General features: G+C 73.3%; 12 protein-coding genes. 6 read left to right on the forward strand and 6 right to left on the reverse strand.

Annotated features, from left to right (window positions below; all coding sequences use genetic code 11):
* Positions 1 to 7 precede the first annotated feature (7 nt).
* The gene (locus tag VIW71_RS15850) at positions 8 to 382 is read right to left on the reverse strand and encodes a DUF427 domain-containing protein (RefSeq protein WP_331622926.1); all 375 of its coding nucleotides are present in this window, start codon (positions 380 to 382) and stop codon (positions 8 to 10) included.
* Between the two features lie 270 nt (positions 383 to 652).
* Here VIW71_RS15850 and VIW71_RS15855 point away from each other — a divergent pair, with 270 nt between their 5' ends.
* Positions 653 to 1633 carry an alpha/beta fold hydrolase gene (locus VIW71_RS15855; protein ID WP_331622927.1) on the forward strand — a complete coding sequence of 327 codons (981 nt, stop codon included), beginning with the start codon at positions 653 to 655 and terminating at the stop codon, positions 1631 to 1633.
* A gap of 87 nt (positions 1634 to 1720) precedes the next feature.
* Here the strand turns inward: VIW71_RS15855 and VIW71_RS15860 are convergent, their stop codons facing one another.
* On the reverse strand, positions 1721 to 2407 hold the full coding sequence (locus tag VIW71_RS15860; RefSeq protein ID WP_331622928.1) for a 3-oxoacid CoA-transferase subunit B: 687 nt from the start codon (positions 2405 to 2407) through the stop codon (positions 1721 to 1723).
* A complete protein-coding gene (locus tag VIW71_RS15865; RefSeq protein WP_331622929.1) occupies positions 2404 to 3174 on the reverse strand; it encodes a CoA transferase subunit A in 771 nt (256 codons plus the stop codon). The genes VIW71_RS15860 and VIW71_RS15865 overlap by 4 nt, the downstream gene beginning before the upstream one ends.
* A 214-nt stretch (positions 3175 to 3388) precedes the next feature.
* Here VIW71_RS15865 and VIW71_RS15870 point away from each other — a divergent pair, with 214 nt between their 5' ends.
* From VIW71_RS15870 to VIW71_RS15890, 5 genes are all read left to right on the forward strand, one after another.
* Positions 3389 to 4639, forward strand: coding sequence for a substrate-binding domain-containing protein (locus VIW71_RS15870; RefSeq protein WP_331622930.1), 1251 nt, complete (start codon positions 3389 to 3391; stop codon positions 4637 to 4639).
* Between the two features lie 13 nt (positions 4640 to 4652).
* The gene (locus VIW71_RS15875) at positions 4653 to 5447 is read left to right on the forward strand and encodes an ABC transporter ATP-binding protein (RefSeq protein WP_331622932.1); all 795 of its coding nucleotides are present in this window, start codon (positions 4653 to 4655) and stop codon (positions 5445 to 5447) included.
* An 80-nt stretch (positions 5448 to 5527) separates the two neighbouring features.
* Positions 5528 to 6280 carry an ABC transporter ATP-binding protein gene (locus VIW71_RS15880; protein WP_331622940.1) on the forward strand — a complete coding sequence of 251 codons (753 nt, stop codon included), beginning with the start codon at positions 5528 to 5530 and terminating at the stop codon, positions 6278 to 6280.
* A complete protein-coding gene (locus VIW71_RS15885; protein ID WP_331622933.1) occupies positions 6280 to 7167 on the forward strand; it encodes a branched-chain amino acid ABC transporter permease in 888 nt (295 codons plus the stop codon). Before VIW71_RS15880 ends, VIW71_RS15885 begins: the two co-directional genes overlap by 1 nt.
* On the forward strand, positions 7164 to 8282 hold the full coding sequence (locus VIW71_RS15890) for a branched-chain amino acid ABC transporter permease (RefSeq protein ID WP_331622934.1): 1119 nt from the start codon (positions 7164 to 7166) through the stop codon (positions 8280 to 8282). Before VIW71_RS15885 ends, VIW71_RS15890 begins: the two co-directional genes overlap by 4 nt.
* A gap of 65 nt (positions 8283 to 8347) precedes the next feature.
* On the opposite strand, the gene VIW71_RS15895 is transcribed toward VIW71_RS15890, so the two are convergent.
* The 3 genes from VIW71_RS15895 to VIW71_RS15905 form a co-directional block, all read right to left on the reverse strand.
* Positions 8348 to 10261 (reverse strand): helix-turn-helix domain-containing protein, encoded by a 1914-nt coding sequence (locus tag VIW71_RS15895; protein ID WP_331622935.1) that lies wholly within the window; start codon positions 10259 to 10261, stop codon positions 8348 to 8350.
* A 170-nt stretch (positions 10262 to 10431) separates the two neighbouring features.
* Complete coding sequence (locus tag VIW71_RS15900) at positions 10432 to 11466, reverse strand: branched-chain amino acid ABC transporter permease (protein WP_331622936.1); 1035 nt, start codon at positions 11464 to 11466, stop codon at positions 10432 to 10434.
* Positions 11463 to 12415: branched-chain amino acid ABC transporter permease (locus VIW71_RS15905; RefSeq protein ID WP_331622937.1), on the reverse strand; the 953-nt coding region annotated here is incomplete at its 5' end. The genes VIW71_RS15905 and VIW71_RS15900, both read right to left, overlap by 4 nt.

The raw sequence follows: 12415 nt of genomic DNA on the forward strand, positions 1-12415 counted from the left end.
GCCTTGCTCACGCGTCCGCGACGGCGAGTTGGACGTGCTGCGGGTAGAACGCGACGTGCCCGGCGATCTCGCCGACCGCCTCGTACGGCTTCTCGTATGTCCACACGGCGTCGGGTACGTCCCCGTCGGCGGTGGTGAGCGCGTAGTACGAGGCGTCGCCCTTGTACGGGCAGTACGTCTGCGTGGCCGTGGGCCGCAGCGCGGTGCCGACGACGTCCTCCAGCGGGATGTACTGCACAGGCGGGTAGTCCGCCTCGCGCAGGGTCAGGGCACGGGTGGTGTCGGCGATCACCTCTCCTCCGGCACGGACCACGACGCGGGAGGCGGTCGGCTCGATGGTGATCGGGTGGTCGGGGCCCGGCGTCCTGACGGGGCGTTCCATGGAGGTCTCCGTGTGGTCCGAGGAGGGATGTGACGGGTGGGGGCGCGTTGAGCAGACAGGTCTGTCCAGTTCCTGGCCCGACGGTAGGCAGATCCGGCATGCCCGGTCAAGGCCCGGGCCGCCGACGCACGGCCGGCGGGTACTCCTCACGGTTGAGCGGGTTGCGGTCGGTGCGCCGCCGCTCGGGGACCGCCGGTCACCGGCTCGTAGCGGTCGCCCCGGGGCCGGACCGCCCACACACCGCGCGACCGCGGTGTGTGGTTCGCGCCCATGACCGGCGCGGTGCGCGGTACCTATGCTGCTCGGGCCGTACGGGACGACGGAGAGGCGGGCGTGGTGCGGGAGTTCGAGGACGTCGGTGTGGCGGTGGCCGGAGGGTTGCTGGCCGTGCGGCGGTGGCCGGGGGCACCCGGTGGGCCGGTGGTGCTGGCCGCGCACGGACTCGCGGGGAACGGGCTGGCGTGGGGCCTGGTGGCCGAGGAACTCGGCCGGGCCGCCCCTGAGGTCACGTTGATCGCGCCGGACCTGCGCGGCCGGGGGCGCAGCCGGGACGTGGCGGGGCCGGGCGGGGCGGCGCGGCACGCCGACGACCTGATCGCGGTGCTCGACCGCTTCGGGGTGGACCGGGCCGTCCTGGCCGGGCATTCGATGGGCGCGTTCATCGCGTGCGTCGCGGCCCGGCGGGACCCCGGGCGTTACAGCGAACTCGTCCTGGTCGACGGCGGCCTGGGCTTTCCGGTACCACCGGACCTCGACATCGACGCGGTGCTGCACGCGGTGGTCGGGCCCGCCATGGCCAAGCTGGACATGGAGTTCGCCGACCGGGCGGCGTACCACGCGTTCTGGGCGGAGCATCCGGCGTTCGTCGAACTGGCCGGCGGCGGGCCGCTGCTCGCGGCACACCTGGACCGCGACCTGGTGGGCGAGGAACCGCACCTGCGCTCCGCGTGCCGGGCGGTGACGATCCGGGAGGACGCCGAGGACCAGCTGCGCGACCCGTCGGTCTTCGCAGCGATCCACGAACTGACCGTTCCAGCACGGCTCTTGTGGGCCGAGCGGGGGCTGCGCAACGACCCGACCGGTCTGTACGCACCGGAGGCGATCGCGGCGAGCGGCCTGCCGGAAGAAGGCGTGGCCGTGCATTTCGTGCCCGACGTCAACCACTACTCGCTGGTGCTCGGCGAGCCCGGCGCCCGGACCGTCGCCGCGCACCTGACGGACGCGGTACGCCGGGCGCCGACCCGGAGCTGACCGGCGGGCGGGTTCACCGCCGGCCAGCCGTAGCGGCCGTGGGCGTCCGCGGGGCCCGGCCGGAGCCCGGCGGCGCGCCCGTCGTGCTCAGGACACTCCCGCTTCCTCCTCCACCAGGAGCTCCGCGCCGGTCGCCGCCCGGACCTCCGCCAGGCTCACGCCCGGGGCGAGTTCGACCAGGCGCAGACCGGCCGGGGTGACGTCGATGACCGCGAGGTCGGTGACGATACGGTCCACCACGCGCCGGCCGGTGGCGGGCAGCGTCAGCTCCGGCACGATCTTCGGGGAGCCGTCGCGGGCGACGTGCTCCATGACGACGATGAGTTCGCGGGCCCCGTGCACCAGGTCCATCGCGCCGCCCATGCCCTTGACCATCTTGCCGGGGATCATCCAGTTGGCGAGGTCGCCCGCGGCGGAGACCTGCATGGCGCCGAGGACGGAGACGTCGATGCGGCCGGAGCGGACCATGCCGAAGGAGAAGGCCGAGTCGAAGTAGGCCGCACCGGGGTTGACGGTCACGGTCTCCTTGCCGGCGTTGATCAGGTCGGGGTGCTCCTCGCCCGCGTGCGGGTAGGGGCCGACACCGAGGATGCCGTTCTCGGAGTGCAGGACGACGTGGACGCCGGGCGGCAGGTGGCCGGGGATCAGGGTGGGCAGCCCGATGCCGAGGTTCACGTACTGGCCGTCGCGCAACTCGCGGGCGGCGCGGGCGGCGAGCCGGTCGCGGGCGCTGAGCCCGTCGCTGTCGGCGCCGTCACGGGCGGGCGTGCTCATTTCTCCTCCAGGGATTCTGCGGGGTTGCGGACGGTTCGCCGCTCGATGCGCCTGTCCTCCGGGTCCGCCGCGACGACGCGGTCCACGTACACGCCCGGCAGATGGACGGCGTCGGGCGGCAACTCGCCCGGTTCCACGATGCGTTCGGCCTCGACCAGGGTGATGCGGCCGGCCGTCGCGCACAGCGGGTTGAAGTTGCGGGCCGCGGCGTGGAAGGCGCAGTTGCCGTGGCGGTCGGCGACCGTCGCCCGCACCAGGGCGAAGTCCGTGGTGATGGCCTCCTCCATGAGGTAGCGGGTGCCGCCGAACTCCCGTACCTCCTTGGGCGGCGAGGCGACCGCGACGCCGCCGCCCGGCGCGTACCGCCAGGGCAGCCCGCCCTCCTCGACCTGGGTGCCGGCTCCCGCGGGGGTGTAGAACGCGGGGATGCCCGCGCCGCCCGCGCGCAGCCGCTCGGCGAGGGTGCCCTGCGGGGTCAGTTCGACTTCCAGTTCACCGGCCAGGTACCGGCGGGCGAACTCCTTGTTCTCACCGACGTAGGAGGAGGTCATCCGGCTGATCCGGCCGAGTCCGAGCAGCAGGCCGAGCCCCCAGTCGTCCACTCCGCAGTTGTTGGACACCACGCGCAGGTCCGTGGCGCCGGACCGTACCAGCGCCGCGATCAGTGTCGAGGGGATGCCGCACAGTCCGAAGCCGCCGACCGCGAGGGTCGATCCGCCGGCGATGTCCGCCACCGCGTGGTCGGCCGAGGCCACCACCTTGTCCATGTGTCCGCCTTCCCGGCAGGGTCCGTCGAATGCCGGGCACGCCGCGCGATCGCGGGGAACCCGGTCCTGTCACTTTTTCCGGGCGCCCCCCGCCCCCGCCATGGTCCCCGCTCACACGGCGCGGCGGCCGAGTGCGTGTGCCGCCCACATGTCCGGTTCGTGAGGCCACTTCTACGGTGTGCCCAACCATCCACTTTTCCGGGAGCCGGTCGCCATGCGTCGCAGCAGTTCATCGAGTACGTCGCGCACGTCGGGTACGTCACGAAGCAGAGCCGTCACCACGTCGGCACTGGTGGCCGCGTCCTTATTGGTGCTGGCCGGTTGCAGCGAGGCCGGAACGGCGGGGAGTTCGTCGTCGGGCGACGGAAAGTCGGCGGCGGTCGACGTGGGCCTGGTGTACTCCCGCAGCGGGCCGCTGGCCGCGTACGGCAAGCAGTACGCGGAGGGCTTCCGGGCCGGGCTGGCGTACGCGACGCACGGCACCGGCAAGGTCAAGGGGCACACGATCAAGGTGACCGAGCAGGACGACGCCGGTGACCCGGCCAAGGCGGTCGCGGTGGCCAAGACCCTGATCGGCAAGGGCACGAAGATCATCGCGGGCACCACGGACTCCGGGGTGGCGCTGCAACTCGGGCCGCTGGCCGCCCAGAACCACGTCCTGTACATCTCGGGGCCCGCCGCGACCGACGCGCTGACCGGCCTGAACCGGTACACCTTCCGATCGGGCCGGCAGTCGTACCAGGACATCCTCACCGCGGGGTCGCTGCTGGGCGACTCCAAGGGCAAGAAGGTCACCGTGCTGACCCAGAACTCGGCGTTCGGGCAGGCCAACGCAGCCGCGGTGAAGGCGGTGCTGGGCGGGCAGGGTGCCACGGTGGACTCGGTGCTGGCGCCGCCGAGCGCGGGCGACCTGACGCCGTTCGCGCGGCAGGTGAAGGCGAAGAAGCCGGATCTGGTCTTCGTGGCGTGGGCGGGGGCGAGCGCGCCCGCGCTGTGGACCGCGCTCGACCAGCAGGGCGTGGTGACCTCCACGAAGGTCGTGACGGGCCTGGCCGGTACGGCCTCCTACCCGCTGTTCGGCGCGGCGGGGGCGCAGGTGTCGTTCCTGGCGCACTACTTCCCGGGCGCGGCGCACAACGCGGTGGAGACCGCGATGGTGGACGCCATCACCAAGGCGGGCGGCACGCCCGACCTGTTCAGCCCGGACGGGTTCACCGCGGCGCAGATGATCGTGCACGCCGTGGAGGCGAGCGCGACCGACGCGACGGCGATGGCGAAGTCGCTGGAGGGCTGGTCGTTCGAGGGCCCCAAGGGCGACGAGCAGATCCGGGCCGTCGACCACGCTCTGCTCCAGCCGATGTTCACGGCCAAGCTGAAAGGTACCGGGACGGCGGCCGCGCCCGAGCTGGTGAACCGGCTGTCGAAGGACGCCGTCAAGCCGCCGCAGAAGCAGATGGCGGGCTGAGACCGTGACCCCCGTGACCCCCGGGCCGGTCGCACCGCCCACACCGCCCACGTCCGGGTCGACCGCGTCCCCCGTCCTGCGGCTGCGGGACGTGGGGTGGTCGGTGGGCGGCGCCACCATCGTGGAGGAGGTGTCCTTCGAGGTGCGCGAGGGAGAGTTCCTGGCCTTCATCGGTCCCAACGGCGCCGGCAAGACCTCCCTGTTCAACCTGATCAGCGGCCTGGTGCCGACCAGCCGGGGGTCCATCGCCCTGGACGGCGCGGACATCACCGCGCTGGGCGTGGCCGGCCGGGCCCGGCGCGGGCTCGGCCGTACGTTCCAGACGTCCAGCCTGTGGCCCGCCGTGACGGTGGCCGGTCATGTGCGGCTGGCGGCGCAGGCCGCGAACGGGGGCTCGTACCGGATCTGGCGGCGGGCCGCCGCGTACACCGACCAGGTCGAACGGGTACTGCACCGTACCGGACTCGCGCACCGCGCGGGCACGGCTGCGGGTGCGCTGTCGCACGGCGAGAAACGCAAGCTCGAACTCGCGGTGCTGCTGGTCGGCGAACCCCGGCTGATGCTCCTGGACGAGCCGATGGCCGGGGTCAGCGCCGAAGAGGTGCCCGCGCTCACCGAGCTCATCCGCTCCCTGCACCGCGACGAGGGCCGCACCGTGCTGATGGTCGAACACCACATGGACGTCCTGCTGGGCCTGGCCGACCGGCTGGCCGTGATGCACCACGGCACGCTGCTCGCCCTGGACACCCCGCAGGCCGTGACCGCCGACGCCGCCGTGCAGCAGGCCTACCTCGGGGAGGCGTTGTGAGCGCGCAGGACCCGGCGTACCCGGCGGAACCGACGCCCCCGTCAGCCCCGGCGGCCCCGGTCGCCGAACCCCTGCTGGCGGTGCGGGACCTGGCCGTGGTGATCGGCGGCCGGCACATCCTCCACGGCGTGCGCCTCGATGTGGCGCCGTCCGGGGTCACGGCGCTGCTCGGCCGCAACGGCGCGGGCAAGACGACGACCGTGCGCGGCGTGCTGGGTCTGGTGCCGCGCACCGGCAGCGTGCGTTTCCTCGGTGAGGAGACGGTACGGCTGGCGACGCACGCGCTGGTGCGGCGCGGTATCGGCTACGCGCCGGAGGACCGCGGGGTGTTCGCCGCGCTGACGGTGGCGGAGAACCTGCGGCTGGCCGAGCGGCCGGGCGCGGGCGAGCCGGCGTACGACCTGGTGCACGAGCTGTTCCCGGAACTGAGGACGCGTGCCCGGCAGCCCGCGGGCACCCTGTCCGGCGGCCAGCAGCAGATGGTCGCGATCGGCCGCACCCTGCTCAACGGCAACCGGCTGATCATCGCCGACGAGCCCACGAAGGGCCTGGCGCCGAAGGTCGTCACCGAGGTCGCCCAGGTGCTGGAGCGCGCGGCACAGGCGGTGCCGGTGCTGCTGGTGGAGCAGAACCTCGCGATGGTGCGGCGGCTCGCGGAGCACTGCGTGGTGCTGGCCGACGGCCGGACCGCGCACCAGGGGCCGGCGGCCGAACTGCTGGCCGACGCCGAGGCGACCCGCAGGCTGCTGGGCGTGGGGCGTGCGTCCGTGCCCGCCTCCGGCCCCACTCCTTCCACCAGCCATGGCCACGGCCACGGAAAGGCGGCCCCCTGATGTCCACGATCGTCCTGCTCGCCGTCACCGGCCTGGGCCTGGGGGCCCTGTACTTCCTGGTGGCTTCCGGCCTTTCGCTGATCTTCGGCCTGATGGACGTGCTCAACTTCGCGCACGGCGCCCTGCTGTCGGTGGGCGCGTACGGCACATGGTGGGCCGCCGACGGGCACCTGCCGGGGGCGGGCTCCGGCGGTCTCGGGTTCGTGCTCGCGGTCGCCTTCGGCACGGCGGTCGGCACACTGGCCGCGATCGTCCTCGAACTCGCCCTGATCAGGCCGCTGTACGACCGTCCGCGCGAGCAGGTGCTCGCCACCGTCGGGGTGGGCCTGGCCGTACCGGCGCTGCTGTCGGCGATCTGGGGGCCGGACGCCCGGCCGTTCCCGGGGCCCGCCGCGCTGTCCGGCACCTTCGGGCTGCTGGGCGCCCGTATCCCGGTGAACCGGCTGGTGCTGGTCGGCGCCGCCGCCGTGGTGCTGCTGGCGCTGCGGCTCTTCCTCGGCCGCACCCGGCACGGCCTGGTGGTGCGGGCCGGAGTCGAGGACCGGGCGATGGTCACCGCGCTCGGCACCGACGTCCGGCAGGCGTTCACGCTGGTCTTCGCGATCGGCGGGGCCGCGGCGGCGCTCGGCGGGGCGCTCGGCGGGCTGTACTACGGCTCGGTCGACCCCGGCCAGGGCACGTCACTGCTGATCTACGCGTTCGTCGTGGTCGTCATGGGGGGCATGGGCTCGGTCGCGGGCGCGGCGCTCGCGGCCGTCGGGGTGGGCCTGGTCCAGCAGTTCGCCAACTACTACACCACCGCGGGACTCGGCGACCTCGCCGTCGTCGTCCTGCTGGCCGCGCTGCTGCTGCTCCGGCCCCGCGGCCTGACCGGGAGGCTCGCATGACCACCGCCACCCCGCTCCGCGAGACCTCCGCCGCGGGGGCCCCCGCATCGGCCAAGGCCCGCCGTGCCGCCCGCTGGTGGCCGGTCGCCGTGCTGGCGGCGCTGCTCGCGGCGCCGTACAGCGCGCTGCCGCTGCCGGGGCTGCTGGACGGCCCGATCGGCAGCGCGGGCAATCTCCAGCTCATCGCGACCTGCCTGGTGTTCGGGGCGCTCGCCACCGGGTACGACCTGCTGCTCGGCCGGACCGGTCTGCTCTCCTTCGGGCATGCGCTGTACTTCGCCGCGGGCAGTTACGCCACCAACATCCTGATGGTCGAGGCGGGATACGGGTTCGCGGTCTCGGCGGTGGTCGGAGTGCTCTTCGGGATCGCGCTGGCCGCGCTGCTGGGTGCGGTGGCGCTGCGGGTGAGCGGTATCGCCTTCTCGATGGTCACACTGGCGTTCGCGCAGGCCGGGTCGATCTTGGTGGAGCGCGACCCGGGCGGCGTCACGGGCGGCGAGGAGGGCCGGGCGATCCCCGCGGACAAGCTGCCCGGATCGCTGGCCGGAATCGGCAACACCGTGAACCTGTACTGGATCGCGCTCGCCTACCTCGTCCTGACCCTCGCGGTCGTGCAGTGGGCGGTCCGCTCCCCCACCGGCCGGGTCTGGGAGGGCATCAAGGAGAACGAACGCCGGGTGGAGGTGCTGGGCCTGAAACCGTACGGCTTCAAGCTCACCGCGTTCGTGCTGGCCGGCGCGCTGGCGGCGGTCGGCGGCGTCGTCCACCTGCTGCTGACCGGTGGCGCGACCCCGCAGACCACCACCTCCGACTTCACGCTGTCGCTCCTGGTGATGGTGGTGCTGGGCGGCTCCGGCTCGCGCTGGGGCCCGATGATCGGCGGCGTCCTCTACACCTGGGCCGACCACCGGCTGGGCGACCTGGCCGGATCGGGCACGGTCGCCGACCTCCCCTCGGTACTGCGGGTGCCGCTGTCGCAGCCGCTGTTCCTGCTGGGCACGCTGTTCGTGGTGGTGGTGTACGTGCTGCCGGGCGGAGTCGTCCGGCTGCCGGAACGGCTGCGCGCGGGCCGGTCGTCCGGCGGGTGGCCGCGACAGCGGCCGAACCAGGGCTGATGGTCCGGCACCGCGCCGAGGCGCGGTGCCGTGAGGCCTGTCCGGCGGGATCCGCCGGACAGGCCTCAGTTGCCTTTGGTGCCCGACAGCAGGTGCAGCCGGAGCGCGAGCTGGAGCTCCAGCGCGCGCTCCGGGTCGTTCCAGTCGGGGCCGAGCAGCGCCTGGATGCGGTCCAGGCGCTGCACCACCGTGTTGACGTGCAGGTGGAGCTCGTCCTTGGTGCGGGTCAGGATGCCGCCGCAGGCGAAGTACGCGCTGAGGGTGCGGACGAGTTCGGTGCCGCGCCGTGCGTCGTAGTCGAGCAGCGGGCCGAGGGTCGCGGTGACGAAGGAGTCGACGTTCCGGTCGTTGCCCAGTAGGACGCCGAGGAAGCCGAGCTCGACCGCGCTGGCACCGTCGCCGATCCGGCCGAGCGAGCGCAGGGCGCGCAGGCAGCGCAGCGCTTCGGCGTGCGCGTCGGCGATGGCCCGCGGCCCTGCCGCCGGTCCTCCGGCGGCCACCGTGACCGGTGCGCCGACGAGATGGGTGAGCTGGCCGGCGGCGGATCTGGCCGCCTCGCCGGGCAGGATGCCGCCGTGCGGGAGGAGGATGACGACGGTGCCGGACTGCTCGGCGCTGATGCCGTCGCTTCCGAAGAGGTACTGCCCGGCGGCGCTGGGCAGCTTGTCGCGGCAGTCGGCGGCGGTCTCGGCGACCAGCAGCAGGCACGGTCGGCCGAGGTCCACCCCTAAGCGCCGGCCGCGTACGACCAGTCCCGCCGGGTCGCGGCCCGGGGCGGTCAGCAGGTCGGAGATCAGTTCGCCGCGCACCCGGTTCTCGGTCTCGGCGACCGAGCGGCTGAGCAGCAGCAGCAGCGCGGTCACCACGCCCGCCCGTTCGAACAGCCGGCGGTCGGAGTCGTCCAGCCGCCCGCGCCCGTACAGCACGAGGCTGCCGAGCAGTTCCTGCCCGGCCAGCACCGCGCAGGTCCAGCGGCCGTCGCGGAAGACGGCGCGGGCCGCGGCGTGCGAGTCGGCGGCGTGTTTGACCAGTGCGGCGGGCGGGGGCACCGGGCCCTCGAAGTCGCCGCGGCGGCCGACCGCGGCCAGGGTGCGGCCCTCGGGGTCGTGGATGGTGATGGCCCCGTCCAGCAGCCCGGCCACCGCGGCGGCCACCTCGGACAGGTCGCCGCCGCGCAGTACCAGGTCGGTGAGCCGGTCGTGCGCCTCCTCGGCGCGCTGCATCGCGGCGGCGTGCTCCCGGATGACCGCGCCGGCCTCGGCGAGTTCGGTGATGGCCTTCGTGGTGTCGATGGCGATCGCGGCGTGCGCGGCCAGCGAGCACAGCAGCGCGACCTCGTCGGGTGAGAAGGGCCGCGGGGTGCGGTCGGCGGCGAACAGGACCCCGATGACGTCGCCGCCCGATCCGGCCGGGGAGGCGCCTCCGCCACGCCGCCCGCCGAGCAGCAGCGGCACTCCGAGGATGCCGACCAGCCCCTCGTCCAGCACCCCCTCGTCGATCGACCCGGTGTGCCGGAACCGCGTGTCGGTGCGGTAGTCGGGGGTCGCGTACGGGCGGACGGTCTGCGCCACCAGGCCGCCGAGCCCGTCGCCGTAGCTGAGCCGGAGGTTCTGGAAGAGCGGGGACACCGAGCCGTCGGTGACCCGCATGTACGTGTCGCCGGCGTCCTCGTCGCGCAGGGTGAGGTAGGCGGTGTCGGTGCCGAGCAGCATCCGGGCCCTGCGCACGATGGACCGCAGCACCGCGTCGAGGTCGCGCAGCGCCGCCAGGTCGCCCGCGGTGTCGAAGAGCGCGGCGAGTTCGGTCTCCCGGCGGCGGTGCTGGCGCAGCACCCGGCGCACCCGCAGTGCGGTCCCGGTGGCCTGTTCCAGCTCCGAGAGGTCCGCCGCGCCCGCCCCCTCGATACGGGCCTGCGCGGCGAGCGCACCGTACTCCTCGGCGGGCGCGTCCTCGGCGATGAGTTCGAGCAGCCTGCGCATGTAGGGGGCGATCGAGGCGGACGGTGCTGAAGGTACGGGTGGTACCGAGGGTGCGGACATCATTGGCCACCGTGCGGGAGTTCGGAAACGGGTGCGTGCGGGAGCCGCGCGGCGCTGCGGTACGTCGTCCCGGCAGCGATGTTCGCCGTCGCGCCGCTGCCTGTACAGATCTACGATGCCACCGGTTGCGCCGAATCGTCGTCGTGGTCGTGTTCCACGTGCGGTTCGGGGTCCGGGGCCGGGGAATCGGTGCGGGAGCGCAGCAGGTGGACGACGCTGCCCCACAGGCCGCGGCGGAACAGGAGCACGACGACGATGAAGACTCCGCCGCTGACCAGGTTCGTCTCCTGGAAACCGGAGGTGGACAGCCAGTCCTCCAGGCGGACGATGGCCGCGGCGCCGACCAGGCTGCCCCACAGCGTGCCGATGCCGCCGAGCACCGTCATGACGACGACCTTGCCGGAGGTGGTCCAGTAGACCTCCTGGAGCGAGGCGAACCCGTGGTTGACGGCGTACAGCCCGCCCGCGAGGCCGGCGAGGAACGCGGAGACGGTGAAGACGACGAGTTTGTACCGGTCGGCCGGGTAGCCCAGCGCCCGTACCCGGTCGGGGTTGTCGCGGACGGCCGCGATCACGTGGCCGAACGGGGAGTGGGCGATCCGCCAGGCCGCCGCGAGTCCGGCCAGCACCACCGGCAGGGCCGCGTAGTAGAAGGTGAACGAGTCGGACAGGTCGATGCCCGGCAGGTCGCGCGGTATGCCCTGGAGGCCGTTCTCGCCGCCGGTCGCGTCCCGCCACTGGTTGGCGATGAAGTACACCATCTGGGCGAAGGCCAGGGTGATCATGGCGAAGTAGATGCCGCTGCGGCGGACCGCGAGGTACCCGATGGGCAGGGCGAGGACCGCGGCGGCCACCGCGCCGCCCAGCACGGCGAGGTAGAACGGCAGCCCGCTGTGGATGGCGATCAGCCCGGTCACGTACGCCGAACTCCCCCAGAACGCGGCGTGGCCGAAGGACAGCAGTCCGGCGTGGCCGAGCAGCAGGTCGAAGGCGACGGCGAACAGTCCCCAGCACAGGATGTCGGTGGCGACCGGCGGATACAGGAACCACGGCAGGCCGAAGGCGAGGAACAGCCCGGTGGCGAGCAGACCCCACCGGACCCAGGCGGGCCGGCCGTGGAGCTTTTCGAGGAGGCCGAGGATCATGCGTGTTCCTCCTTGCCGAACAGGCCGGCGGGACGGACCAGCAGGACCACGGCCATGAGCAGATAGACCGAGGTCTGGGACAGGACGGGGACGTAGAGGTTGCCGAGCGCCTGGAGCATGCCGATGGTGAACCCGGCCGCCACGGAGCCGAAGACGGAGCCGAGGCCGCCGATGACCACCACCGCGAACACGGTGATGATGAGGTCCGCGCCCATGCCGGAGTTGACCGCGCGCATCGGGGCGGCGAGCACCCCGGCGAGCGCCGCGAGACCGACGCCGAAACCGAAGACCGGGGTGACCCAGCGCCGGGTGTCGATACCGAAGGCCCGGGTGAGTTCGGGCCGCTCGGTGGCCGCGCGGACGATGGTGCCGATGCGGGTCCGGGTGAGCAGCAGCCACACCGCCAGGCACACGGCGACGGAGAGGCCGAGGACGAAGACCTGGTAGCGGGGGTAGTCGAACAGGCCGAGGTCCACGGTGCCGCTGAACGGCGCGCGGTCGTACGGCTGGGAGTGCGATCCGTATTTCATGCGCAGCAGGTCCTGGCAGACCAGGGCGACGCCGAAGGTGAGCAGGAAGTTGTAGAGCGGGTCCAGGGCCGTCAGACGGTGGATGAGCAGGCGCTCCATCAGCATGCCCGCTGCGCCGAGCGCCACGGGCACCAGCAGGAGGGCCCACCAGAAACCGAGCCCGGCGCTGTCGCCGAGGACGACCGCGCCGAAGGCGCCGAGCATGTAGAGGGCGCCGTGCGCGAAGTTCACCACGCGCAGCATGCCGAAGATGACGGCGAGTCCGAGCGCGAGCAGGGCGTAGAAGCCGCCGCTGACCAGGCCGTTGAAGAGTTGTTGCAGGAACGAGGTAATGGTGGTCTCCTCCTCGGTCGGGGGCGGCGGCGCGCCCGGGGTTCCGGTCGGGGGCGGCCCGCCGGGTGCCCGTCGGCGGGGGGGGG

Source organism: Streptomyces sp., assembly GCF_036524955.1.
GTDB lineage: Bacteria > Actinomycetota > Actinomycetes > Streptomycetales > Streptomycetaceae > Actinacidiphila.

Bases quoted from the DNA above. Each gene is read 5' to 3' on its own strand.
- VIW71_RS15895 (WP_331622935.1), bottom strand. From the start codon at position 10,261: ATGCGCAGGCTGCTCGAACTCATCGCCGAGGACGCGCCCGCCGAGGAG.
- VIW71_RS15900 (WP_331622936.1), bottom strand. From the start codon at position 11,466: ATGATCCTCGGCCTCCTCGAAAAGCTCCACGGCCGGCCCGCCTGGGTC.
- VIW71_RS15850 (WP_331622926.1), bottom strand. From the start codon at position 382: ATGGAACGCCCCGTCAGGACGCCGGGCCCCGACCACCCGATCACCATC.
- VIW71_RS15855 (WP_331622927.1), top strand. From the start codon at position 653: ATGACCGGCGCGGTGCGCGGTACCTATGCTGCTCGGGCCGTACGGGAC.
- VIW71_RS15885 (WP_331622933.1), top strand. From the start codon at position 6,280: ATGTCCACGATCGTCCTGCTCGCCGTCACCGGCCTGGGCCTGGGGGCC.
- VIW71_RS15890 (WP_331622934.1), top strand. From the start codon at position 7,164: ATGACCACCGCCACCCCGCTCCGCGAGACCTCCGCCGCGGGGGCCCCC.
- VIW71_RS15860 (WP_331622928.1), bottom strand. From the start codon at position 2,407: ATGAGCACGCCCGCCCGTGACGGCGCCGACAGCGACGGGCTCAGCGCC.
- VIW71_RS15870 (WP_331622930.1), top strand. From the start codon at position 3,389: ATGCGTCGCAGCAGTTCATCGAGTACGTCGCGCACGTCGGGTACGTCA.
- VIW71_RS15865 (WP_331622929.1), bottom strand. From the start codon at position 3,174: ATGGACAAGGTGGTGGCCTCGGCCGACCACGCGGTGGCGGACATCGCC.